Annotated in this window: 19 protein-coding genes; 9 read left to right on the plus strand and 10 right to left on the minus strand. The window is 54.5% G+C overall.

Going from position 1 to position 25686, the window contains the following annotated elements; translation table 11 throughout:
- Nucleotides 1–59: 59 nt before the first annotated feature.
- From Poly59_RS08195 to Poly59_RS08205, 3 genes are all read right to left on the minus strand, one after another.
- Nucleotides 60–3896 (minus strand): HEAT repeat domain-containing protein, encoded by a 3837-nt coding sequence (locus Poly59_RS08195; RefSeq protein ID WP_146533606.1) that lies wholly within the window; start codon nucleotides 3894–3896, stop codon nucleotides 60–62.
- A 160-nt stretch (nucleotides 3897–4056) separates the two neighbouring features.
- Nucleotides 4057–4530: a cyclic pyranopterin monophosphate synthase MoaC gene (moaC, locus tag Poly59_RS08200; protein ID WP_146533607.1), complete on the minus strand. Its 474-nt coding sequence runs from the start codon at nucleotides 4528–4530 to the stop codon at nucleotides 4057–4059.
- Nucleotides 4527–4721 carry a hypothetical protein gene (locus tag Poly59_RS08205; RefSeq protein ID WP_146533608.1) on the minus strand — a complete coding sequence of 65 codons (195 nt, stop codon included), beginning with the start codon at nucleotides 4719–4721 and terminating at the stop codon, nucleotides 4527–4529. Before Poly59_RS08205 ends, moaC begins: the two co-directional genes overlap by 4 nt.
- A gap of 58 nt (nucleotides 4722–4779) precedes the next feature.
- Between Poly59_RS08205 and Poly59_RS08210 the strand changes: the two genes are divergently transcribed.
- Nucleotides 4780–5121 carry a zinc ribbon domain-containing protein YjdM gene (locus Poly59_RS08210; RefSeq protein ID WP_146533609.1) on the plus strand — a complete coding sequence of 114 codons (342 nt, stop codon included), beginning with the start codon at nucleotides 4780–4782 and terminating at the stop codon, nucleotides 5119–5121.
- A 32-nt stretch (nucleotides 5122–5153) separates the two neighbouring features.
- On the opposite strand, the gene Poly59_RS08215 is transcribed toward Poly59_RS08210, so the two are convergent.
- Nucleotides 5154–5906 carry a DUF937 domain-containing protein gene (locus tag Poly59_RS08215; protein ID WP_146533610.1) on the minus strand — a complete coding sequence of 251 codons (753 nt, stop codon included), beginning with the start codon at nucleotides 5904–5906 and terminating at the stop codon, nucleotides 5154–5156.
- A 295-nt stretch (nucleotides 5907–6201) separates the two neighbouring features.
- Nucleotides 6202–6774: a helix-turn-helix domain-containing protein gene (locus Poly59_RS08220; RefSeq protein WP_068262572.1), complete on the minus strand. Its 573-nt coding sequence runs from the start codon at nucleotides 6772–6774 to the stop codon at nucleotides 6202–6204.
- A 960-nt stretch (nucleotides 6775–7734) separates the two neighbouring features.
- Here Poly59_RS08220 and Poly59_RS08225 point away from each other — a divergent pair.
- The 3 genes from Poly59_RS08225 (at nucleotide 7735) to Poly59_RS08235 (ending at nucleotide 12832) form a co-directional block, all read left to right on the plus strand.
- Nucleotides 7735–8826, plus strand: coding sequence for a M42 family metallopeptidase (locus tag Poly59_RS08225; protein WP_146533611.1), 1092 nt, complete (start codon nucleotides 7735–7737; stop codon nucleotides 8824–8826).
- A 204-nt stretch (nucleotides 8827–9030) separates the two neighbouring features.
- Nucleotides 9031–9927 carry a response regulator gene (locus tag Poly59_RS08230; protein ID WP_146533612.1) on the plus strand — a complete coding sequence of 299 codons (897 nt, stop codon included), beginning with the start codon at nucleotides 9031–9033 and terminating at the stop codon, nucleotides 9925–9927.
- Between the two features lie 43 nt (nucleotides 9928–9970).
- A complete protein-coding gene (locus Poly59_RS08235; RefSeq protein ID WP_146533613.1) occupies nucleotides 9971–12832 on the plus strand; it encodes a hybrid sensor histidine kinase/response regulator in 2862 nt (953 codons plus the stop codon).
- Between the two features lie 18 nt (nucleotides 12833–12850).
- On the opposite strand, the gene Poly59_RS08240 is transcribed toward Poly59_RS08235, so the two are convergent.
- A complete protein-coding gene (locus tag Poly59_RS08240; RefSeq protein ID WP_186776092.1) occupies nucleotides 12851–13873 on the minus strand; it encodes a coiled-coil domain-containing protein in 1023 nt (340 codons plus the stop codon).
- A 91-nt stretch (nucleotides 13874–13964) separates the two neighbouring features.
- Here Poly59_RS08240 and xseB point away from each other — a divergent pair, with 91 nt between their 5' ends.
- The 4 genes from xseB to Poly59_RS08260 all read left to right on the plus strand — a co-directional run bounded on the left by xseB (nucleotide 13965) and on the right by Poly59_RS08260 (nucleotide 18515).
- Nucleotides 13965–14468: an exodeoxyribonuclease VII small subunit gene (xseB, locus tag Poly59_RS08245; protein ID WP_222436061.1), complete on the plus strand. Its 504-nt coding sequence runs from the start codon at nucleotides 13965–13967 to the stop codon at nucleotides 14466–14468.
- Between the two features lie 183 nt (nucleotides 14469–14651).
- Nucleotides 14652–15569: a polyprenyl synthetase family protein gene (locus Poly59_RS08250; protein ID WP_246151490.1), complete on the plus strand. Its 918-nt coding sequence runs from the start codon at nucleotides 14652–14654 to the stop codon at nucleotides 15567–15569.
- The gene (dxs, locus tag Poly59_RS08255) at nucleotides 15566–17500 is read left to right on the plus strand and encodes a 1-deoxy-D-xylulose-5-phosphate synthase (protein WP_390621447.1); all 1935 of its coding nucleotides are present in this window, start codon (nucleotides 15566–15568) and stop codon (nucleotides 17498–17500) included. The genes Poly59_RS08250 and dxs overlap by 4 nt, the downstream gene beginning before the upstream one ends.
- Before the next feature lie 142 nt (nucleotides 17501–17642).
- Nucleotides 17643–18515, plus strand: coding sequence for a hypothetical protein (locus Poly59_RS08260; RefSeq protein WP_186776093.1), 873 nt, complete (start codon nucleotides 17643–17645; stop codon nucleotides 18513–18515).
- 91 nt (nucleotides 18516–18606) lie between these two features.
- On the opposite strand, the gene Poly59_RS08265 is transcribed toward Poly59_RS08260, so the two are convergent.
- The 4 genes from Poly59_RS08265 to Poly59_RS08280 form a co-directional block, all read right to left on the minus strand.
- On the minus strand, nucleotides 18607–19038 hold the full coding sequence (locus tag Poly59_RS08265) for a hypothetical protein (RefSeq protein ID WP_146533616.1): 432 nt from the start codon (nucleotides 19036–19038) through the stop codon (nucleotides 18607–18609).
- 219 nt (nucleotides 19039–19257) lie between these two features.
- Nucleotides 19258–20652: an asparagine--tRNA ligase gene (gene asnS, locus Poly59_RS08270; RefSeq protein ID WP_146533617.1), complete on the minus strand. Its 1395-nt coding sequence runs from the start codon at nucleotides 20650–20652 to the stop codon at nucleotides 19258–19260.
- Nucleotides 20653–20717: 65 nt separating this feature from the next.
- The gene (locus Poly59_RS08275) at nucleotides 20718–22370 is read right to left on the minus strand and encodes a divalent metal cation transporter (RefSeq protein WP_146533618.1); all 1653 of its coding nucleotides are present in this window, start codon (nucleotides 22368–22370) and stop codon (nucleotides 20718–20720) included.
- Nucleotides 22371–22418: 48 nt separating this feature from the next.
- Nucleotides 22419–23492, minus strand: coding sequence for an NAD(P)/FAD-dependent oxidoreductase (locus Poly59_RS08280; RefSeq protein WP_146533619.1), 1074 nt, complete (start codon nucleotides 23490–23492; stop codon nucleotides 22419–22421).
- Between the two features lie 171 nt (nucleotides 23493–23663).
- Between Poly59_RS08280 and Poly59_RS08285 the strand changes: the two genes are divergently transcribed.
- Nucleotides 23664–25655, plus strand: coding sequence for a carbon starvation CstA family protein (locus Poly59_RS08285; RefSeq protein ID WP_146533620.1), 1992 nt, complete (start codon nucleotides 23664–23666; stop codon nucleotides 25653–25655).
- The last annotated feature ends 31 nt before the right edge of the window (nucleotides 25656–25686 follow it).

Here is a 25686-nt window from a genome sequence, read left to right on the forward strand (position 1 = left end):
GCAATGCGAAGGCCGGTCCTGACTTGCAATGCCGGATTTGCCAGAAAGCCACAACGCGACTAAGGTCGCGTGGCAATTTCGACAGGCGAAACCGCACCCATGTAGGCCATCAGGTCGCTGATTTCCTGCAAAGTCAAACTATCCAACAAACCACTCGGCATGATGCTGTTATTGCTTGGCAGGATTTGGTCGATTTCAGATTCAGTGACAACCGTCGTTTGGTTGTTCGAATCACGAATATTGATCGACTGATCGCCGTTCTGGCTGACCATTCCGATCAACGCACGACCATCGACCGTCAACACTTTCTTACTGGCGTATTGGTCGCTGACCAAATGGCTTGGATACAAAATCGACTCTAGAATTTCTCGCTTGCTAAAACGCTTGGCGAGTCCGCTGAGTGCGGGGCCAACTGATTCACCGTCATTGCCAACACGGTGGCATTGGTTGCATTTGGCTTTTGCAAATGCAGCACGGCCAAAGTCAGCGTCAACGCGACGCCCGTCATCGCTATCGAGGTAGTCGACCAACTGATCAAAGTCCCAACGAGAATCATCTGCCTTTGGCAATTCGGCGGTGGGACGATCAGGGTGTGCCTTTGCATACCATTTTTGCCATGGACGCATCGTCAACTTGCCCGATGCATTCTTTTCACTGGGCGGACGTTGCATACCGGTCCAGTGTTCAAGCAAGCGTTCGACGTTTTCAAAATCACGACCGTCCTCTTCGGCACGAAGCCCCAGGATGATCAATTGTCGCAGTGCCATCGGATCGTCGGTCGCCACACTGACGGTCTGCAACGCCGTCAACACTTCCCCCGAAGTTTCCTCTTCGAGGATGTTCAAGCTGCGAACCAGATAGTCCCAGTTTTCACCATTTGGATTTTGAGCCAGAGCCATCGCGATCACCGCACGACGTTCAGGTTCGGATCGCCAAAGCTTTCGCAAATACGCGGCGGAGTCTTCGTCTTTGGCCGTCGCCAGCATTGCAATGATGCCGGTTCGCAGTCGTCGCTCGACGTCGCCGGGTTGCGGACGTTCGACCAATTGTTGGTCCAAACTGCGAAGCGTTTCCGCTGTCTTGCTGTCGATTGGACGCGGCAATTTATAGATCGCTGCGAGCGCGGCGTTTCGCCAAACTGCCCCTTGTTCCAAAATCGCTTGCACATCTTCTTGGCTTAACGATCTCGCAAAGTCACGTGTGACGGCCATCAAGTACATCGACAACGATCCGCTGGTCGCAGCGTTGGCGGTGTTTTCATAATACTTCAGAATCTGAAAACGTTGCTGGGCAGTCCAGTCATGCGACAAAAACTGCAAACACATCGCGACAAGAGTACGATCAACGTTCGGGTTGTCACCATCGTTGATGTAGTCAAGAGCACGCTGGGCAACTCCGTCGGCTTGCAAATAGGCACACAAACGAATCAGTTCGTGATTCATGCGGTGGTCGCCAGCCGGAAATTCCTCGGCCACTTGTCGGCCGAGTGCAACCGCTTTGGATGGGTCCACTTTTCCGCGGTGTAGCGCAACTTGACAAAGACGCAGCGTATCCACAAAGTCGGCGTCGCTTAAAAAGTCTTTCATCAATTCGCTTGACCGCTGCAGCACCTGCAAAGCAGTTGTTTCGGTAGGGTCCGAATTGATCAAGGCCAACATGCCAACAATGCTGATACGAGAATCCACACTGGTCAACACATCGTCTCGCCACTTACGAGTATCGATGCGTTCAACGACTCGGCGTGCCACAAACGCCAACGTACGATCGTCTTCGCCAAGCAATGGCAACAGAGCGTCGGCATTCGATGGAATCTGACCGCTTCGCAACATTGCTTCGCAGGCCGCACGACGCACTCGAGAATTACTATCGCTGAGCATTTCGACTAGCTGTGCGGCACTGCGTTTACCCGGATGCAGCCCCATTAAACGCGCGGCACTAGCCCGCACGGCTTCATTCGGCGCCTTGCTGAGTTCAAGCACCAAGTCTTCGCTGGGCACCGGCCCAAATAATTGCATCAAATCCATGGCACGAGTTCGATAGTGCGATGGGTTGTCGTTGCTGTACGCGACTCCGGCGACCAACTGGCCCCATTTGTCGCCAAGTTCGCGTTTGATCGCAGCAATTTCTTGCCGCGCCCAAGCCGATTCGAGTTGTGGTTGTCGGATCGCAGCGGCGATGCCGGTTCCCAAGTTCTTCATCCGTTCGGGAATCTCGCCCTTATAGACAACGCGATAAACGCCGCCTGCAGTTCCACGACCGCCGGTGCAGAAATACATAGCACCGTCGGGACCAATTTCCAAGTCAGTCACATTGAGCGGCTGTCCTTGCAAGAACACTTCGCTGTCAGCGATGTAGCCGCTGCCGCGAGGCGTCAGTCGCACGTTCAAGATACGGCCTTCCGACCAATCGGCTAGGAACAGTGAATTGTGATAGCGCACGGGGAACATGTAATGTTCATAACAGACGGCGCCGGTTGGGCTGCCGCGTCCGGTGTCTAGCAAGTTGGGCAAGCGGTCAACGTAGTACTCGGGCCATTTTGCCCAACCCGTTCGCCAGCCAAACTCACCTGCTTCGGTGACGTCGTAAAGAGCAGTCGGACGGAACCAAGCGGTGTCGACATCGGCTTCCATGTCGGCATCATGCACAAACATGTTGCCGCCGGGATGGAAAACCAAGTCGTACGCATTGCGAATTCCGCCGGCGACTCGTTCAACGACGCTACCATCGGCGTTGGTACGAATGACCGTACCGCCCGGCGCTTTGACACCCAATGCATGGCCAGCCGGATCTTCATAACGAGGCAGCAAGTCGCCTTCGTAAGCATCAATCAAAGTTTCGCCTGGGCCAGTCGTTCCAACTGCCTGAACTTGGCCGCCTAGAACGACATAGATCATGCCGTCGGGGCCCAATCGAATGCCGTGTGCACCGTGTTCGCCGGGGCTGCCTTTCAACTTGACGATCGTTTTGACCTGTTCCAGCGTGCCGTTTCGGTCTGCGTCCGTCAGCCGGTAAAGCGCGCTGCCATCCGGACCTTGGCCGGTCACATAGACTTCGCCGTTGAGGGCCAAAATGCCTTGGCACGAGGTTACTTTGTCACAGTAAACGCGAACGTGTTCTGGAATACCGTCTTCGTCTTTATCCAGCACCAACAACAACGGGCCGCCTTCTTGCGACAAAATGATGTGCCCAAATTCGTTGAAAGCCATCGCGATGACTGATCCCGTTTGATCATCGTCGAGTACGCGTTGGACACCAAATCCTTTTTGAATTTGAAAGCGTTCACGTTGTTCGGTTTGTGTTTCAGCAACGACATCTTCATCGCGATCCCACGGTGCGGTATCGCCAAGCTTGCCGAAGGCCGACGCGGTTCCCCACAGTCGGTCGTTGAAGACAATCGTTTCCCAATTGGTATCTTCGGTCAGACTGGTCTTCCACGACGCGTTCGAGCTGAACGTGTACCACTTGTCTTGTTTTTCAGGGCGGACCGAAACGCGAGCCGCCAATGCAGCCGTGTTGCCTTTCGAGTTCGTGACTCGCACAGCAATCAAGTTACGTCCGACCTCGAGCCGATCTGAAATGTCATATTCCTGCATCTCACGCGACGACGTGCCGCTGCCCACCTTGTGGTCATTGACATACAGCTCGTAGTCGTCGTCGGCGGTAATCTCGATACGGCCCTGCGCGGGAACTCGCAGATTGATCGGCTTGCGAAACAAGCACGTCTCACCTTCGGCAATCGGTTGGGCAAGCGAGCTGCCGTCCGCCCAAATCCACTGGGCTTCATCAGCCCTGATTTTGAGTGCTGAACCAAAAATGAACGTCAAAGCGACGCCCAATGCCAGCGCAACACGATGGCAAAGCAAATTTCGAAGCACTTTGGTGGGGAGGCCTTCCATGGCGCGATCATCTATTCGAGGTAGTGACGACAAAGGTTGTCGTCGGGGCAGGACGGGTCCGCAAGAATCCTGCTTGGAAAGCTAGCCCAAACCCCCGACAGACTGCAAGATCGATCTGTCATGCGTGAAATGCGAGAACATCAGCATCGTTGCCACAATGCTAGCGAATGAAGTGGCCTGATTTGCCGCCCTGCTTTTCCAGCAATAAGATCGGCCCAACGGCAATTTCGCGGTCCACCGATTTGACCATGTCGTAAACAGTCAAACACCCGATCGACGCTGCCGTCATCGCCTCCATTTCGACTCCCGTCTTGCCCGTTGTTTGAACCGAAACGATGCAACGAAGCCGGTCTGTCGCGGGCCAATCGAAATCGACGGTCACCGATTCAATTGGAATTGAATGACACAGCGGAATCAACAATTGAGTCCACTTGGTCGCCTGGATCGCAGCCAAACGGGCAACGCTTAGGACGTCCCCTTTCTTGGCGGTTCCGAGACGAATCATTTCTGCGGTCGAAGCCAACATCTGGAGTTCACCCGCTGCGACGGCGATTCGCAGCGTCGGCGTCTTTGCGGAAACGTCCACCATATGGGTGTTGCCGTCGGAATCAAAATGCGTGGACGAAGTTGTCATGGTACGGCCTGGCCTTTCAACCTAAGCAAACGGTCGATCGATGGATCGCTCCACCGGTTCAGCGGCAAGAGTACGCAAACATCCAAGCCAACGCAAACCAACACCATCGCCCAGATCATTGTGGCAAACGGTTGGGCAATCCCAGGATTCATGCGACCACCCAACCAGCGGCGATGTTGCCAGGTTCCCATGCCAAAATTTCGTGGAATAATCCAAGTCTTTATCCCTCCTTGCCACAGTGAACAAACCATGAGCGACCCCAACACCACACTTCCGAATTGTCCACAGTGCGACTCGGAATACACCTACGAAGACGGCGTCCTATTGATCTGCCCGACTTGCGCCCACGAATGGACCGCCACCGAGCCCGAAGAGGCCGAAGACAATGCAACACGAGACGCAAACGGAAACGTTCTCGAGAACGGCGATGCCGTTGTTGTCATCAAGGACCTGAAATACAACGGTGGCGTTGTCAAGGTTGGCACCAAGGTCAAGAACATCCGCATCGTCGATGGCGATCACGACATTGATTGCAAGATCGACGGCATCGGAGCGATGTCGTTGAAATCCGAGTTCGTCAAGAAAGCCTGAGGCGTATGCTGGGTGACCGTTAAACCCGAGGTTTAATTCGGCGAACTATTACCGCCATCTATGGCAACTTCAACGCCTATCTCGCTCGAGTCGGTGCTGCCGCCGAACACGATGAACCACGCAGTCAGAGCCACCACGACCAACACTGGCAACCACCAAACCGTGCCATTACCACTCGAAACCACGGGCTGGCGTCTCGAAGTGGGAATCTCTATTTCAGCAGAATCGAAATCGGCAATGCCTAACTCACCCAGCCCCAATGTTGCGGCCATTTCGGGCGGCAAACTTGATGCGACGGCATCCTTTTGTGACATCAACAGGCTGGCCATTCCGCCAGCGTCCAGATCGTCCAACCGTTTTTTCGATCCCAAGTAGCAGAGCACGAGCGGGGTCAGAATTACCATCATTGACTTCGTCTTATCCGGCCCAACGCCCGTGTACTTCGACAAGACGCCGACTACCGATGCAATGTTGTCACCAAACAACGAAGCTAACACCGGCATCCCCAAGTCCGACACCATGCTGAGATCGCCCGCTGCGGTCTCGTCGCCGAACATGCTAGGTAGTTTGTTTAGCAGGCTGCCACTGAAATCATCTTGACCGAGAATGTGATTTAGCGAATCAGCCCCCTGCTGTGTCGACGTTTTTTTAATCAGCGTGCCGAGGATTGATGGCAAAATCGCATTCATCCCCGACTTGGCCTGACCATCGTCAAGCCCGATTTGCTTTCCGAGCCGACCGCCGGCAAAATGCCTTTCCAGTTCGTCGAGAACGTTGATTGGCATTTGAAAGAACCCTGATGATCGATCGAGCGGAGAATACACGGCCGCCTGCAGTGGCCATTTGTATCCTATCACTCACAATCAGGTTTCGTGAAGCACCTTGGATGTCTAGCCGGACTCCATCATCAGCACCCGACCGTGACTTAGCGACAGTTCCATCGGCTCCATCGGCGCATAAAAAAAGGCGTCTCACATCTGCGGGGATGTGAGACGCCTATCGACGAGGCTCATTGAGGCTCTTATTGAAGATCTCAGTTTCGTTATTCGAGTCGAATCCTTTCAACCCGGTTTGGCAAAACTAGACCAATTCTTTCTTCGCACCGACGAGTGTTCGCAAACGTTCAGCCAAAAGGTGGGCGTCGAACGGCTTCTTGAACGTTTCGTTGATACTGCTTCGATCGAAACTCATTGGTTGTCCGTCGTCGGGCAACAGAGCGATCAGGATGATATCAGTGAAGTCGATATTCTTTCGCAAGTTCTGACAGATTTGCACTGCCTCGATCTTGCCGATCGAAAAGTCGACGATGATACAATCCGGATTGAAGCTTTCGGCTTGAATACCAGCCTCGAAACCGCTCGCGGCAACTGCCACTTTGAACGCTTTTTCGGGTGGTAGTTCGCGCTTTAGGTTTTCAATCAACACTTGGTCTTGGGCGACGATCAGGCACTTTGCCATCGCTTCGTCTTCCAAGTCGCCCAAGGGCATACCGTGCTCCTTAAGAAACTTAATCAAGTATTCTCGTGGAATGCGGCGATCCTGTGATCCAGGAATTCGATAGCCTTTCAAACGCCCCGAATCAAACCATTTTGATACGGTTCGGGGTGCTACTTTACAGATCTTAGCGACCTGTCCAGTTGTGAAGACCTTCATACTAGGTACTCCATAACGCCTCGTTTAATATTCCCTCGAACAATGGTGCGTCGGTAACCATTGCCCTGTCGGCCTTGCTTCGCGGTACGTTCGTCTGAACAACTGGTCCTGATCAGTCGCCAAGATTGGTTGCGGTGGGTCGCATCCAACCAACACTCGGGTCCACCTTCATTTGCCTGTCGCATCGCGTCATGCATTTGAATTTGAATCCGAAGCACAGTGTGAAAGTCCTACGCTGGGTCAGGCCAGCCGGTTTGCATCTTGCGACGCTCGCCTAGCGGGATCCTCGCGGTTTTGTTTAATACACAAGTTCGCAACGAAACTTTCGTTTCGCCGTAGGGGCAGAAGCTGCGGAATTTCAGAATCCACGGCATCGCGTTCCGGTAAACACCAACAAATTAACGTCACCTTGTCATCGATGATGACACGATCACGAACTCGGTGCGACGGAACGCTCGGCCTTGAAAACCAATCATCCTCCGGTGAACCCACGATGATGAATCATCGTGAAACCGCCGAACGCGTTTCCCAGAATCCCCCCTGGGTGGACTTCGGACTGTTTGGACAACGTTCCTCAGGCGGGCTCTCGAAAGAACACCGCGTCAGAATCGTTCAAACGATCCCCATCCGAGACATAGTGTCGAGTAAAACCGGGCTAACTCTTTAGTGCGTTTGAATGAGAACAAGCACTATGACCGGTTTCTTTAGTCGTCGCACAATCACTCGAATCAATCCTAGCGGGCAAGCAAGCCCCAAAAGACCGCAAAACCCATAGAATCAGACGCTATTGGCGTGGCCTTGATTCCCAAGAATCCGTCAGACCGCGACGGAAACTTTTTTTCAGTTCATCGATCGTTCACGCGCTTTGGGAGGCAATTTTTGAGCCTTCGGGACATTGCCAATCGATTGATCCTACCCATCTCAACATTTCCTGTCTTACAACCCTGCGATCGATTCACCATGGAAGCTTCCGCCCGCCGTTATTTTGACGACGCCATTGCCACCCCAAGCCCGTCCGGTTTCGAAGAACGAATTCAGAAACTGACCAATGACTATATTTCGCCGTCGGCCGACGAAGTGCGAATCGATTTGCACGGCAACCTGATCGCATCGGCTGGCAACATCGACGGGCCGCGACTGATGTACGCTGGCCACTGTGACCAAATCGGGATGCTGGTCTCATTCATCGACGACCTCGGTTTCCTTTACGCGCAAACGATCGGTGGTTGGGACCCTCAACAATTGATCGGGCAAGCGATGACCGTGTGGACCGACGCAGGCGCCGTGCCCGCAGTGATCAGCCGCAAACCGATTCACCTGCTTAATGCCAAAGAACGATTGAAGGTTGTCGAACTGAATGAGCTTTGGCTCGACATTGGCGCGAAGGATAAAACAGAGGCTCAGTCGGTCGTGCGCGTTGGCGATCCGATCACTTTGGAACTGAGTCACCGCACACTGTTGCACGACCGGGTTAGCGGCCCCGGAATGGATAACAAGACCGGCATGTGGACCGTGATCGAAGCGTTACGCCGAGCCACCGGCAAATCAAAACCGCTGGCCTGCCACTTGCACAGTGTCGCAACGGTCCAAGAAGAAATCGGGCTGCGTGGTGCCAAGACGGCCGCCGGCAGTATAAACCCTGCGGTCGCAATCGCCGTTGACGTTACGCACGCGTCGGATTGTCCGACGATTGAAAAACAAAAATTCGGTGACATCTCGATCGGCGCTGGCCCGGTGATCTTTCGTGGCCCAAATATCAACCGCAAAGTCGCCGCTCGATTGATTCAGTTGTGCGAGACCAACTCGATCCCCTACCAACTTGCCGCCGTCGGAAAGGCGACTGCCAATGATGCCAACGCGCTGCAAATCCACGGCGGCGGTGTCGCAACCGGATTGGTCGCCATCCCCAATCGCTACATGCACTCGGCCGTCGAAGTCGTGTCCATGGATGACATCGACCATGCCGCCGAACTGCTGGCGCTGTTCGCAGCCTCATTTTCAACCGATGACGACTTCACGCCAAGCGTATCGACCGATTTCCCGCGGACTTGAAAAGCTACCCGAATCGTCGCCGGAACGACGTTCTCGAACACCGGCGAGCAACCAAGCAGAGGTCATCTTGGATCAATAGGGACGTGAACAAAAATAACCACGATCGGCACGGATCGTGCCAAACCGTGCTACGATGACCCGCAGCGGCGGGGGGTACATCCGTCACCGATTCCGTTTCCACACCTGCCCCGAAAGGCGAGCATCATGGCACGAGTATTGTTGGTTGAAGACTCGCCGACTCAAGCGGTCGAAATGAGAATGTTGCTCGAAGAAGGCTCGCACAGCGTCATTCATGTAGGCAACGGACGTCTAGCACTCGATGCACTGGCCGAACATGTGATCGACGTCGTTGTGACGGACCTCGAGATGCCGGAAATGAACGGACTCGAACTGGTCGAAGCGATGAACTTGGACTACCAACACATTCCAGCGGTGTTAGTGACAGCGCGCGGCAGCGAAGAATTAGCTTCGAAGGCGCTGCAGCAAGGCGCCGCTGGCTATGTCCCCAAGAACCACATTCAATCACTGCTTAACGATACGATCGTTGAAGTACTAGGCGTGATCCGTTCCGATGCGAGTTTTGCCAAATTAATTTCGACGCTTCAAAGGAATGTGTTCGTCTTCGATATGCCGAACGATGCAACGTTGATTTCGCCTACGATCGCGTTATTGATTCAAGTGGCCTCGGGTATGGATCTGTTAAACGGCAGCGACTTAGTTCGATTCGGCACAGCCGTCGAGCATGCCATGCTCAACGCAATGTACCGCGGCAATTTATCGCTTGGACCATCGGTCACGCCGCCTCACCGGGCGATCATTTACGACGACGCAACGACTGACCTGATTGAAAGCCGCAAGCAGACGGCTCCGTACAAAGACCGTCACGTGCACGTTGAAGCGATGGCAAGCAAAGATGAAATTCGCGTCACCGTGCGTGATGAAGGCAAAGGTTTCAACACGTCAGAGTTACCGTCTCGCGAAGACGCCCAAGTACTAGATACCGAATCGGGACGCGGGCTTGTCTTGATGCGTAGCTTTACGGACGAACTGATCTTCAACGACACCGGCAACGAAGTCACGATGATCAAACGATGTAAATAACGATCGTTTTCAGATCCTAAACACCAAGCCGAAAGCCGAAGCGATGGACTCGGAAAGCCAAGAATCTGATCAAAATGAACTTGTGCAGTCCCGTTCGACGTACCAGGCGTTGGTCAACACGTTGCCACTGAGTTTGTTGATCAAAGATGCCTCGGGGCGGCGTCTCTTCGCCAATCGCGCGTATCTTCAATTTCGTCAAACAACGCTTGAGGAAACCGTTGGAAAGGTTGACGCCGATCTGTTTCCGGCCGACTTAGCCAAGACGTATCGTGATGACGATTTATTGGTCATGGCAAGCGGCAAGTCAGTTCATAATGTCGAGGAAACTTCGGATCTGCACGGTAACCGATCCTGGATTGAACGCATCAAGAGTCCTGTTTTTGATCCTGAGGGAAACGTAATCGGGGTCCAGGTGTTGTTCTGGGATGTTTCCGACCGAGTCCTCGCCGAACAAGCTCTGCAGCTCGAAAAAGACTTATTGGGCACGTTGTTGCGACACATCCCGGATTCAATTTACTTCAAAGACCAAGACAGCCGCTTTGTTCGGATCAGCGAAGCGATGGCAAGCAAATTTGGCTTGGCCAATGCAGATGTGGCAGTTGGCTTAACCGATGCAGATATTTTTACCGGCTTACATGCCGAACAAGCTCGCGTGGACGAGCTTCGCATCATGGAGACGCGTGAGCCGTTGGTGGATCGGATCGAGCGAGAAACCTGGCCTGATCACGAAGACACTTGGTGCCTTTCGACCAAGATGCCGATGATCGACATAGACAACAACGTCATTGGCACATTCGGTATTTCTCGCGACATCACTGAGCTGAAAGCGTCACAAGACGCTTTAAAAAAAGCACTCGAATTGGCGGACCAGGCGAACCGCGCCAAAAGCGATTTCCTGGCCAACATGAGCCATGAAATTCGTACGCCGATGAACGCAATCATCGGTATTTCTGAGCTACTTTCTCAAACCGCGTTGAATCCCGAACAGGCCGATTACAACCAGTTGGTACGTGATTCAGCGGATTCGCTATTGCGTCTTTTGAATGACATTTTGGATTTCTCGAAGATCGAAGCTCGCAAGCTTGAACTCGAAGCGATCCCCTTTTCGATCCGTGATTTGGTTGAAAAAACAGGCCGAACGTTATCGCTGCGTGCTGCAGAAAAAGGTCTGGAATTAGCTTGCCGCGTCGCCTCCGATTTGCCCGACCAATTGCTGGGTGACCCGGGCCGAATTCGACAAATTTTGATCAACTTGATCGGCAATGCGATCAAGTTCACCGACGAGGGCGAAGTACTGATCGAAGTCTGCAAAGGCAATTGCGAAGATGCCATTACCGACTTGCCCGACGACTCGACGCCGGTGTGTTTTCGCGTTCAGGACACCGGGATTGGTATCCCGCAAGACAAGCTTTCATCCGTTTTGGATGCGTTTACCCAGGCCGACACGTCAACCACTCGCCGATTTGGTGGAACAGGTTTGGGATTGGCAATCACCAAGCAGTTGGTCGAGTTGATGCACGGACAACTGCAACTTGAATCAACGGTTGGCAAAGGTACGACGTTCTACTTCACCGCTCATTTGCCCAAGGCCCCGTCGGCGACCGTCAATCCAGTGTCGCGATTGAAGGAACTGACCAATTTGCCGGTCCTCGTGGTTGACGACAACGAGACCAACCGGAGGATTCTAAAGGAGATCATGACGGCTTGGAAACTGTCGCCAACACTCGCCGACAGCGGCGCATCGGCAATCGCAGAAGTCAATTCGGCGCGGGATCGAGGCAAGCCATTTTCGATGGTCATCCTTGACTGCATGATGCCAGGCATGGACGGGTTCGAGGTGGCACACCGCATTCGCCAAAACCATGATGCCGAAACCACCAAACTGATCATCCTGTCGTCTGCAGATCGCCAAGAAGATGTCCAGCGATGTGGCGAGTTGGGGATCGCACGCTACTTGATCAAACCAGTCGTCCAGTCAGAGTTGTTGGACACGGTCCTGCAAGTGATGGGAATTCAGAAGACCGATCAGAAACGTCCGGAAGAAGGCCAGGTTGTTTGTCCGCCTTTGAAAGTCTTGGTCGCCGAAGACGGGCTAGCCAATCAGCATGTTGCCGTTGGCATGCTGAAAGCAGGTGGTCACCTTGCGGTGGTGGCCAATGATGGGCGTGAAGCGGTCTCGCGCTGGCAGGCGGAACCCTTCGACGTCATCTTGATGGACATGCACATGCCAGTGATGGACGGAATCGAAGCGACTTTGCAAATCCGTGCTGTCGAAGAACAAACCGGCAATCATATTCCGATCATTGCGGTGACGGCTGCGGCGATGAAAGAGGACGCCGACGCGTGCTTGAAATCCGGAATGGACGCTCATCTGGCCAAGCCAATCCACCCACGTCGGTTGCAGGAAATGCTGGCAAAATTTGCTCCCGAGCATCCGATTCGATCGTCTGGAGCCGCCGACGAATCGGCCGACGATGACACCACGCCGTCGAGCAGCCTGTCGAGCAGCAGTGGCAGTCGCTCCACGGCTCGCTGGGACGCAATCTCAGAGTCCGTCGATGGGTCGATCGACTTGCGAGCTTCGGCAACACGAGTGCCCGGCGGGTTGCAGGGTGTCCGCAGATTGGCAGAGGTGTTCATCCCCGAGTGCGAATCGATTCTTCAAACTCTGGCGGATGAGATCCCGGACGGAGACGTTACGATCATTCGCCGCGCCGCGCACACGTTGAAAGGATCGTCCAATCTGTTTTTTGCGTCGCGAGTGTCTGAACTGGCTGGCCAGCTCGAAGACTTGGCAAATACGACGACGATCGCCACGATACCGGCGACGTTCGAGATGCTCAAACAAGAGTCGGAAGTGATGCTACGAGCGCTGCGAAACTTCCTTGACCTCACTGCCGAATAAGTTCGCTTGGAACGATCGCTACGGCGTGCTTTCGGTAAGCCCTAGTTTTACCATCCAACGCCGCGACGACGACGATCCGGATTCTTCGGTCTGACGAGCTTCTCGTTGCAGGTGCTCGATCTGTTCTTCGAGCCGAAGTGTTTTGTTGGCTAGCTCTTGCCGTTCACGAGACAGCTTTGCTCGTTCCAACGACGCATCAATTTCGCTGCGACGGAACTTGTCTTCCCACTCGGCTTGCAGTTGTTGCAATCGTTCACGTTCGAGCAGCACCAATTCGTCCGCATCGACCATTTGTGCGATCGCAGCGGCACCGACCACTTCACCGGGCCCTCGGATTTCGCAAGGCTGCTCCAACAAGCAGCGAAGCTCGCCAATTTCAGTGTCACGTTTCTTCAAATCCGATTCGCTTTTTCGAAGCTGATTCATCAGCGATTCAACGAAATCAGTTGGACTCTCGGCTTCCGAGTTCCGTTCCGTTTGCAGTTCGTCCACAAACACATCAGCATCAAACGTCTCCGCTTCCATCTGCTGCAAGATCAACGCCTTACGTTCATCCCAAGTTAACGCATCGCTTGTGCTGGATTGTGGATTCGACAAAGTGCTGCGTACGCTCGATGCTGCGAGCTGAGCCGCCAGATCACTATTCTGTTGACGAAGTTCGTCGTTCTCATCTTCGACCGTTCGCAAATGATTCGCCAACTCTTCGACTTCCAATCGCATCATCTCGATCGGTTCCGACGAGGCTGACTGGTTACCACTAACCTGGTCCAGCTTAGTCTCAGCCGCGACGCTCTTTTCAGTGGCGACTATGCGATGCAGCTCAGCAATCTGAGCCGTGATTTGCTGGAGCAACCGCGTGTTCGCGTCAAGCTCAGGCGATGGTGTGGTGACGTTTGAAACCACAACCTCAGCATCTACCTCCACTGGAACGGTTGTTTCCGGCGCTGAATCAGATGCGATTGCCGGTGTGCGTGCAGGAACCGCCGACCTGTGTTGAGTCGTGGTGCTTGATCGATTTCCTTTTCGCGACTTCCTGGCCATGATGCTTACTGGTGGGAGACAACCCGAACTCATAATCGTTAAGATCCGTACCCCGTTAGACGACCTGTGTCGCAATCGAGATAGGAACTCATTGAATTTCTACGTCGACTTCACGGGCAAGTCAAAAAAGAACCCAGCGCAATTGGTTGTCATGGCAAAAAAGAAATCCGCATCATCCGCAAATTCCTCATCTGCTTCGAAACCCGAAGAGTCGATCAACTTCGAAGACGCGCTAGCGGAGGTCGAAGCGATCGTTGCGAGGCTTGAAAGTGGCGACCTCGGGCTGACGGAATCGCTGGGCGAATACGAGACAGGCATCAAGCGACTCAAACAATGCCATCGACTGCTAGCTGCGGCCGAACAACGTGTCAGCGTTTTGGCGGGGTTCGACGCGGACGGCAACCCGATCACCGAGGAACTGAGCGAATTAGAGGTTCGCGGTGGGGCTGGCCGATCCAAATCAGTCTCGGCAAAATCCGCACCATCAGCGCGCCGATCATCGAAGCAGTCTTCAAGATCCGACGACGGCAACGATGACGCCCTTAACGAAGACAAGACCTCGGAAAGCGTGGACGAAGCACCAGGTCTTTTCTAGAATCATTTGACTAGGATTACATTTAGCGATCGGCAATTTGTTGTGAAGAGACGTTTCAGCTATCGCCCAATGACCTTCCCCCCCGAACTTCCTGAGTCCCGACGAATCTTAGCGGGTCCAGCCACGGTTCTTCGCGTTTAGAACCATCGTCCATCTCTCCATCTTCAGATTGTTACCGATAAATTGGCCAACCCTTCATCCATTCGAACGTCGTCGGGAATCGATGACCTGAAGCCCTGGATTGAATCGGCCATCGAATCCGCGTGCAATTTTGGTGACGGCTGCCCAACGGAACTTGCCGATGCGATGCGTTACGCGCTGTTGGCACCCGGAAAGCGACTGCGGCCGGCGCTCGTGCTGATGGCGGGCGAAGCTTGCCGAAAGACACTGGATTCGCAGCTTCGCGACCAACTGACGCCTGGGGCAGTCGCGGTTGAAATGATTCACGCCTATTCGCTGATTCACGACGATTTGCCGGCAATGGACGATGATGACCTTCGTCGCGGCCGTCCGACCGTCCATATCAAATTTGATGAAGCGACCGCGATCCTGGCGGGCGACGCCTTGCAAGCCGAAGCTTTTCGCCATTTGGCGACGCGAGTTTCGGATCCTGTAAAAGCAGCAGCCGCGATGGGAGTTTTGGCGGAGGCAGCATCTGCGAACGCCTTGGTCGGCGGACAGGCCGATGATTTGGCTGCTGAAAAGGGTAGCCCAGACCGAACTTTGGAACATTTAGAGTCCATTCATCGTCGTAAGACTGGGGCACTTTTCGCTGCCGCGCTTGATCTAGGCGCGGTCTTGTCGGGGGCGGACGAGAGTTCGCGTCAGACTTTGGCCCAATACGCAGCCGATCTTGGCCTAGCTTTTCAAGTCGTTGACGACCTTTTGGATCACACTGCGGATGAAGCGGACTTAGGGAAACGGGTCGGAAAAGACGCCGATCGCGGGAAACTAACCTATCCGGGCCTGATCGGATTGGACGGGGCTCGCAAGAAAGCACACGAGTTGGTTGAGTCGGCAAAATGCCGAGCGTCAGTTTTTGGAACCGCCGGATGGCGGTTAACATGGCTGGCGGACTACGTACTGGAGCGCACACATTGACGAACGCATCAAACACACACGAAGATTCGCATCACCACCAACTTGGCCAGCATCCGTTGCTAGCCGGACTGACCGATGCGATGCCACTACGCACGTTCTCACCTGACCAACTGGAATGCGTGGCCGCGGAAATCCGCGACGTGCTCTGCAATTTGTTGGCGGCACGAACCGCTCATTTTGCGTCGAACTTGGGCGTCGTCGAACTCTGCCTAGCGCTTCACTGCGAGTTTGACTTCCGTAGCGACCGTTTGATCTGGGACACCGGACACCAAATCTATCCTCACAAGTTGGTGACCGGACGCTATCACGATTTCCCTTCGATTCGCACGGCAGGCGGATTGATGGGCTACCCCAATCCAAATGAAAGCGTTTACGACTTGTTCATGACCGGCCACGCCGGAGCCAGCGTCAGCACGGCAGTCGGCCTGCGCAGCGGCGATGTCGTCGGCGGGCAACCTGACCGACGAACCGTTGCCGTAATTGGCGACGGCGCTTTCCCAAGCGGCATGGTGTTCGAAGCTCTCAACAACGCGGGCGAGCTAGGAGAGGATTTAACGATCGTCTTGAATGACAACAAAATGTCGATCTGTCCGCGCGTCGGCGCCGTTGCCAGCTACCTGGATCGACTTCGCAGCAACCCGTTTTATTCGGGACTGAAAAGCGAAGTCACCAAGTTGCTGGACCGAGTGCCAATGTTTGGGGACCCAGCCGAACGCTTGCTCGCCCAAATGAAGGAAGGCGTCAAAGCAGGCCTACTTGGCGGAATGCTGTTCGAGGAACTGGGCATTCGTTACGTCGGACCGATCGACGGACACGACATTGCACTGGTACGAAAGTACTTGTTGATGGCACGCGAGACGCCTGGTCCGGTTCTTCTGCACGTCGTCACCGAGAAAGGACACGGCTACAAACCGGCTGCCGAAGATCCTGTGTACTTTCACACGCCACCGGCCTTTAAAGACAAAGCCGGCAAACTGGTCACGCAAAAGAGTGATGGTCATCCACCGTTCACGCTGCACGCTCGCGATGCGGTTCGTAAAGCGATGTCGGCCGACCCAAAGGTTACGATCATCACCGCGGCAATGTGCCAAGGCAACAAACTAGAACCAGTCCGCGAAAAGTTCCCGGACCGATTTTTTGATGTCGGCATTTGCGAATCGCACGCGGTTGCCTTTGCAGCCGGTCAGTGCAAAACCGGCCTGCGCCCGATCGTCGATATTTACAGCACATTCTTACAGCGAAGTTACGACCAGATCTTCCAAGAGGTCGCGTTGCAGGATTTGCCGGTCACATTCTTGCTGGACCGAGCCGGGCTGACCGGACCCGACGGACCGACTCACCACGGCCTGTTCGATATTGGCTATATGCGAGTTTTTCCGAACCTAGTTTGCATGGCACCGGGTTACGCCTCCGAATTGGAAATGATGCTCAATACAGCCCTTGCGCATGACCATTCTTGCAGCATTCGATACCCCAAGGCATCTGCAATTGAACTGGAACATACCCCCGCGCCGATCGAGATTGGCAAATGCGAAGTGATCCGCGAAGGCAGCGATGGAACAATCGTGGCCTTTGGTGCAATGCTTGAACAAGCCATCGCCGCCGCAGAAATGCTTGAGGGCGACTTGGACGTCGGCGTCATCAATGCTCGCTTCGTCAAACCGATCGATGAGGGCATGGTGCGCGAGACACTCAGTGGCGGCAAGTTCGTCGTCACCGTCGAAGAGGGTGCCCGGATGGGCGGGTTTGGATCCGCCTTCATCGAATCAGCCGTCCAGCAACGCTTAGACACGCGGTCAATTCGGGTCCTAGCGCTGCCTGACGAGTTCATCGACCACGGGGAACGAAACGATCTGCTTCACCAGCACGGGCTAAGCCCCCAAGCCATTGCCCAGACCTGCCGCGATGAAGTCCCCAGCGGGGTTCGTTAGTCGTTGCAGGTTGTCCAGACCACGAAGGCTCGTCAGCCAAACTGTTGGCAACGGTAATTTTCCGGTCTTGCCGCAGAACGCGCATTCTGCGATTTTCCTATGTCGTGAAACACCCGTTTTGACGCGTAGGGAGACCGCAAACGTGAATCGTATTTTCTTGGCCACTGCAACCGCACTTGGACTTTGCCTGACACTTCATCAAGCATCGGCTGAAGAATCGCAGTCCGGTGAAAAGTACTTGCTCCGCTATTCGCTCACGCCCGGCGAGCAGATCCGATACGAAGTCACGCACATCGCAAAAACCAAGACGCGAATTCGAGGCGCCGAAGAAGTCTCCAACGTGCATACGGTCAGCAATCGCCACTGGAATGTCACCGAGGCGAAGGACGACGCAATGACCTTCGAGCACATCATTGACTCAGTTGCGATGACGCAACAACAAGGCGACGCCGAAGAATTGCGATGGGACAGCACGACCGGCGAAGAACCTGCCGCAGTGTTCGAAAAGGTTGCCGAACAGATCGGCGCGACGCTATCGACTTTGACCATCAATCCGCGCGGACAAGAAACGCACCGTGAAGACTTTGGCGGAACCAAAGCAAGCCTGGGCATGGGAACATTGACGCTGGCTTTGCCCGAAGAACCAATCGCGATCGGCGATTCATGGTCAGTCCCACGCGAAGTGCGCACACGAACCGAAGCAGGCGAAATCAAAATCATCAAAATTCGCGAGCTGATCACGCTAAAGAAGGTTCAGACCGGAGTTGCGACGCTAACCATCCGCAGCGAACCGTTGACCCCGATCGACGATGAATCCGTCAAGGCTCAGGTCGTCCAACAGATGAGCAACGGCACGATCCGATTCGATATCGACGCTGGCCGTATGATCAGCAAGCAATTGGACTGGGACGAAACAGTCGTCGGATTCCAGGGCGAAAACAGCATGATGGAATACCGCGCCCGCATGACCGAAACCCTTCAAGACGGCGTCCAGCGCACCGCCAGCCGCCCGTAAACGCGGCCGAAATACTAGCGGCTTTCTAGCGATATGCGGCGTCTGCGGCAGACCGCCTGAATCCACCCGCACTTCGACGGCGCCGGATCAATCAAACAGCGTTTTCCTGGCGCTGTGTGAAAACCACCACCGCTGTAATCGCGGTGATCTGGCACATCGCAAAGATCAGTGGCGGTGTATCGCGAAGACTTGCCAGCAGTCGCTGAGCCCAAAGTGGTTCGCGAGCTTGCTGGGACTCGATCCATTCGCTGAGTTGCCGAGTGACTGGGCCCCAAGTCGATGTATGTTCCCAACCGTTGACCGTTCGCCGCCAACCCTCGGGAACATGACTGACTACACGCGGCGATTCTTCGGCGGGCGCCATCGCGACGACCGACTTTATGAACGACCGATCCGCTTGGTTCGGCGTATCGCTGCCGATCAAGCACAACAGTCCAGCCACGATCAGGCAGCCGCAAAGGTTGCCTCGCAACCATCGGGCAAGCCAGCGTGCGTCATCCGGATGAACGTAAAAGAGTTTCATAGAACAAGTGATAACGCACGTTCCGGTCCAAACCAAAACGCATCACCGACCCAAGCTATCGCACCGGCAAAACACGGGAATTCTTTCCGTTTCGCAAATCAAAGGCACCGTCGATGTTGCCAAAATGAAACATAGAAACGCATCCCAAAGGCCACCGATGTTGCCCAATTGCAACACTCTGATGGCATCCTTTTCATAATGCGTAAAGCGATTCAGAGCTTAGAAACCAGCATTGCCCGGCGTTCGCGGAAACGGGATCACGTCGCGAATATTCGCCATTCCCGTGGCATATTGAACGGCCCGTTCAAGCCCAAGTCCAAACCCAGCATGAGGCACGGTTCCAAAGCGACGCAGATCGATGTACCAGTCATAGTCAGCCTGATTCAGCCCAGCGGCATCCATCCGGGAAAGCAGCACATCAAGACGCTCTTCGCGTTGGCTGCCGCCGATGATCTCTCCGACGCCGGGAACCAGCACATCCATTGCGGCAACCGTTCGACCATCATCCGAAACTCGCATGTAGAAAGGCTTGATCGTCGACGGATAGTCCGTCAGGATCAACGGCCCGCCCACATGCTTCTCTGTCAAAAAGCGTTCGTGCTCGGCTTGCAAGTCAGTTCCCCACTCGACCGGATACTCGAACTTTTCGGTGGTCGACTTCAACACGTCGACGGCATCCGTGTACGTCATGTGTGCGAAAGGTTTTTCGATAACAGCCTTCAACTGGTCAATCTTACCTTTCTCGATCCGCTGATCAAAAAAATCCATGTCTTCACCGCACTTGTTCAAGCAGTCGGTGAAGATGCGTTTCAAGAAGTCTTCGGCAAGCTTCATATTGTCCGCAAGATCGAAAAAAGCTGCTTCGGGCTCGACCATCCAAAACTCGGCCAAGTGTCGCGACGTGTTGCTGTTTTCAGCACGGAAGGTCGGCCCGAATGTATAGATTCGTCCAAGCGCGGTTGCGTAGGCTTCGCCGTTCAATTGACCACTGACGGTCAGGTGCGCTGGCTTTTCAAAGAAGTCGTACTTGTAATTTACCGGCCCGCCTTTCTTGGCCAGCATTTCCAAGTCCAGCGAAGTGACTCGGAACATCTCGCCGGCGCCTTCGCAATCGCTTGCCGTGATAATCGGCGTGTGCGTGTAAAAGAATCCGTTGTCAGTAAAGAACTGGTGGATCGATTGGCTGATCTGGTTTCGAACGCGCGCAACCGCGCCGAACGTGTTGGTACGCGGTCGCAGGTGAGCCCACTCGCGCAGCTTTTCAAACGTGTGCCGTTTCTTTTGCATCGGATAGGTTTCCGGATCCGCCCACCCCAACACGCGCACTTTGGTCGCGTGCAATTCAGTGGGCTGACCCGCGGCGGGCGATTCTTTAATTTCGCCAACCACCACGACGCTGCAACCAACAGAGAGCTTTTGAACTTCGTCGGCGTAATTCGACAACTCGGCCGGCGCAACGACTTGCAAATTTCCAAAGCAACTGCCGTCGTTGATTTCGATGAAACTGAACCCGCCCTTACTGTCCCGACGCGTTCGCACCCAACCCCGGATTTCGACATCTGGTCCGATCGAGAATTCCTGGCGAGCCTTTTCAACGCTGATCCACTTACTCATAGTTCCATCCAATGTTGATGAGTCTTCGTTTTCAAATCTTCGCAGTCACCCGGTCGATTCGGCAATCAGTTCTGAGATTGCTTCTTGATGAATCCACCGACACCCAGCAACAGCATCACAACGATGCTAGCCAGCGCGACGTAGCCAATCGTGCCTTTACTTAGTAGGCCCCAAGCCGAACCGAAGCCGGCGACGGCAGTAGCAAAGATCATCAGCGTATTCCAGACAACGCGTCTGATGCCGGTTGGCATGGCGTCACCGAGGGCGCGGCGCGAGTTCATCAGCAGTAGGAACGACAGGTAGGCAATCGGCAGCATTGCACCACCGATGACCGATGTCGGAACGGCGAGCGCGGGCGCCGCCTGGCCCCAAAAGAAAGGCCCCAACACACCAACGGCCGGAATGAAGCAACCGATTCGGTGCATCGTTCCTTCGGGCGGAACGTTCATCAATTCACAGAATGCAAAACCGTTGATCAGCATCAGAATGATGATTGTTGAAACAGCCATCCCAAGAACGCCGACACCAAACAGAGTTTGCGCAACCGTTCGGCCAACGAGCGGTTCAAGTGTTCCAGCTAGCGCAAAGTTGTCTCGTCCGACCAACATTGCCGCAATTTGCTTGTCCGATTCTGGCAACGACTCACGAGCAGCAAGCAATTCGGGTTCGCTGGCACCGGGCGACTCTTCCAAAATTCGTTTATCGAGAAACTTGAAGTACTCTTTGACTTCGCTGGAATCAGTTTTTCCGTCTTGCAACATTTGCGTGACGTCGGCTGAATTGCCATGGAACTGGCTTGCCGCCGCAATCACTACGCAGCTCGTGGCCAAAACAAACGGGACAATCAAACCGATCGAAAGGTCAAAGATTGCCAGCGTCCGGTGCTTGACTCCCCAACCTTTTCGCAACATCGAGTATGGCAACAAGAACGTCATGTTGATACCGACGGCCGTCGCAAAGGCGGTGATGATCCGGTCTTTTTGAATCCCGGCGATCATATTTGTCCACCAATCACGGTACTCGCCCGTTTCCGATACGGACGCAGCCAAACTAGGCACCGGCTCGAACAAGTAAGTCAGATTCGGAACAAATCCGGCCATGATCTTGCCCCAGTCCAGTGCGCCCTCAAACGTCATCGCCAAAACAACACCAAAGAACGACAGCACGACAATGCCGACCATCCCCTTCAAGATCAACTCGAACGCTTTGATGCCTTTGCTGCCCGAGTTGTAAAACCACACCACGACGGAAGCCACAATCAAAATCGTTATCGCGACGATAATTTTTCCCGTATCGCTGTTGGTCGATGGCAGCAAATTTTGCTGAACCGATGCGGTTCCCAGCGCAAACTGAGGCAAGCACCAAACAATGTTTGCCATCATGGTTGCGATCAACCATCCCCAAGCTAAAACGGGACTGATGTGGGTCTTAAGCGTTTGGAATGGACGTTCGCCCGTGGATAACGCGACATAGCTGATCGCGCTAAGCATGATTACGCCCAACACCATCGCGATGGGTTGCAACCACATCAAATCGTAACCAGCGATCACCCCCAAATACAAAGCTCCCGCCAACGAACCACCGCCAAGCGTGATCGCGCCTTGCAACCAACCGGGCCCCGACAACCGCGTGTAGATCAGTGCTTTTCCGACCGGCCCCTTGGTCGCGGCGTCGGCAAGCATCGCGTCTTCGCGCGAAAAATCAGTTTGTTCGTTCATCAGGTCGGATCACGATTTGGAGGTAAGGTGGGAGGCGCCGGGGACCGACTACGAATCAAGTTCAGCCAAGTAACGCTCGGCATCCAGAGCAGCCATGCAGCCGGTACCAGCCGATGTGATTGCTTGACGATAGTAATCGTCGGCGACGTCGCCTGCTGCAAATACAGCACGGACACTTGTGTTGGTGCGGAACGGCTTGGACCACTGGATGTAGCCCGCTTCGTTCATGTTGACCGCGCCATCAAGGAAGGACGTATTCGGCGTATGCCCGATCGCGACGAACATGCCGCCGACGGTCAAGTCGCGAACAGCTTCGTCGACCGTACTCTTGATTTTCAGGCCAGTAACCAGTTTGCCATCCCCGTAAACTTCGTCGACTACGCTGTTCCACAGGACTTCGATGTTGGGGTGATTAAGCGCGCGATCTTGCATTACTTTCGACGCCCGCATTTCATCGCGGCGGACGATCATATAGATCGTTGCGGCACCCTTAAGATTCGCCAAATACGTCGCTTCTTCGACGGCCGAGTCACCAGCACCGACCACTGCCAATGGCTTGCTGCGATAAATCGGCAAAGCGCCGTCGCAAACCGCACAAGCACTGACGCCTTTGTTCTTGTACTCCTCTTCAGATGGCAAACCCAGATAATTTGCCCGCGCGCCGGTCGCAATGATCACCGTGTGCGTCTTGATCGGGTCGCCCGAAGCGGGAAAGAGCGTGTGCGGCCCGGTCTCGGCAAACTCAACCCGTTCGATGTCATCACCGACCACGCGGGTATCAAAGTTAAGAGCCTGCTGCTTCATCAGCTCCATCAACTCAGTGCCTTGAACGGCATAATGAGGTTGCCCGTCTTTTTCGTGGCCAGCCGGTGCCGGTGGCAAATTGTAGTGACGGTCTTTGCTAACCGCCGACTCAACGAACGCGCGGACGTTTCCGGCGGGGAAACCCGCATAATTTTCGACTTCGGTCGTGAAAGCCAACTGCCCCAAAGGAATCATTTCGGGCTTGAAGGTTCCTTCGTAAACCACGGGGTTCAGGTTGGCACGAGCCGCATAGATGGCGGCGGACCAACCTGCGGGACCACTGCCGATGATGACTGTCTTCTCGATATTTTCCGACACGTTGAAATCGCTCCGCGAGTTAGCCGATTGAAGCTATAAAGCTGTTATGATCGTTAGCCGACCAGTATAGGCATCGAAAGCCACCAAACGTAGCGGTGGCAAGGTGCCAGTTTCGATCCTTCTGGCAGTTTTCTTTGCGAGCCCCCTCTTTTTTTGCGAGCCCCTTCGACCATGAGCACCCTCCTGATTGCAATCGGCGCGATGGTGGCTTACCTGATCGCCTACCGCACGTACGGGCGATGGCTTGCTCGAAAGATTTTTCGGCTCGATCCGCTGGCCGGCGTGCCGAGCGTCGAATTGAACGATGATTGCGATTTTGTACCAACGGACAAATCAGTTCTGTTCGGACATCATTTCACCTCCATCGCTGGCACCGGGCCAATCGTAGGCCCCGCGATCGCCGTGATGTGGGGCTGGTTGCCAGCACTGGTGTGGGTCTTGCTAGGGTCGATTTTAGTCGGTGCCGTCCACGATTTCGGATCGCTGGTGGTGTCCATTCGCAGCCGTGGCCAAACAGTAGGCGATGTCGCGGGACGAGTCCTCAATCGCCGTGTTCGTTTGTTGTTTCTGCTGATTCTGTTCATGGCCTTGACGATCGTGCTAGCCATTTTTGGTTTGGTGATTGCGACCGTTTTCAAGCAGTACCCGGCGTCGATTTTTCCTTGCCTGGTACAAATTCCGATTGCGATTGGAATCGGAACTTGGTTGCACCGCAAAAATGTCAACTTGCTAGTCCCGTCGGTCGTGGCACTTTTCGCGATGTACTTGACCTTGGTTTTCGGTAACGAGGGACTGCTGGGCAATTGGAACCAAGCGATGGCAGGCTGGTCCGTTATCACCTGGGTTTTTCTATTGCTGTTCTATTCCTACGTCGCATCGGTCTTGCCGGTATGGCTGCTGCTGCAGCCACGCGACTACATCAATTCGCTGCAATTGATCACGGCACTTGGGCTCGTCGTCGTTGGACTTATCGCTGCCGGATTGTTTGGCGGCGCACCGATCACAGATGGCGGAAGCCGTATTCCCTTAGAAATCGTCGCACCAATGGTTCGCGCCAACCCGATCGGCGCTCCGTCGGTGATTCCATTCTTGTTCATCACGATCGCCTGCGGTGCCTGCAGCGGTTTTCATTGTCTGGTGTCTTCCGGCACGTCCAGCAAGCAAATCAAGAACGAATCGGACGCGCTGTTCGTAGGCTACGGATCGATGTTGGCCGAAGGTTTTCTGGCAACGATTGTGATTTTGGCTTGCGTTGCGGGATTGGGACTGGGGACCAGCGCAGTCGGCAGCTCGGAAATCGTCACCGGCACTGATGCGTTCAATGTCCGATATGCGACATGGGCATCCGCCAAAGGTTTGGGCCCAACGGTCGGCGCATTTGTTGACGGTTCTGCGAATTTCTTGAAAGCCATCTCGGTGCCCGCTGAAGTTGCGGTCGCCATCATGGGCGTTCTGGTCGCCTCGTTTGCGGGCACGACTTTAGACACCGCTTGTCGACTGCAGCGTTATGTCGTTCAAGAACTAGCCATGACATTCGTCGGCGACAGAGACAGAAACAGTAGCGAGACGCCGTCGTCCGGACTGTCGCTGAATCCGATGGTTTGGTTAACCAACAAACATGGCGCAACGATCTTTGCCGTGTCACTTGGGCTAGTGATCGCGGCCCTGCCAGCACCCAATACTCCTGTATCCTTCAGCGAAGCCCTCACCGGTACTGTGCCGGCTGCATACTTGGACGCGACTCCGGATTTACCGGCCGCTGCATCGAGCGGCGGGATCAGTGGTGCAGCTTGGTGGTTGACGACGTTTGCCGGAAAAGGCGGCTTGATCCTGTGGCCACTCTTTGGCGCAACTAATCAATTGCTAGCCGGGCTGGCGTTCTTGGTGATATCGTTCTTTCTGTGGAGACGCGGCATACCGGTTTGGTTCATCGTCATCCCGATGATCTTCATGCTGATCGTACCTGCCTGGGCAATGCTATCTGAATTGCCAGTCTGGCTGAGCGATGACAATCCAAACTGGGTCGTCATCATCGTGGGTGTCGCCACTCTGATTCTAGAAGCCTGGATGTTAGTCGAAGCCGCCATCCTGTGGCCAAAAGCAAAGGGCATTCTGGAAGCCCCCGCGACAGGAAAACCTGCCAAGCAGAAAGCAAGCACTTAGAGGAGTGCTGCCTGCTTGAAACAAGCAATCG

Origin of the sequence: Rubripirellula reticaptiva (genome assembly GCF_007860175.1) — a bacterium.
Lineage (GTDB): Bacteria > Planctomycetota > Planctomycetia > Pirellulales > Pirellulaceae > Rubripirellula > Rubripirellula reticaptiva.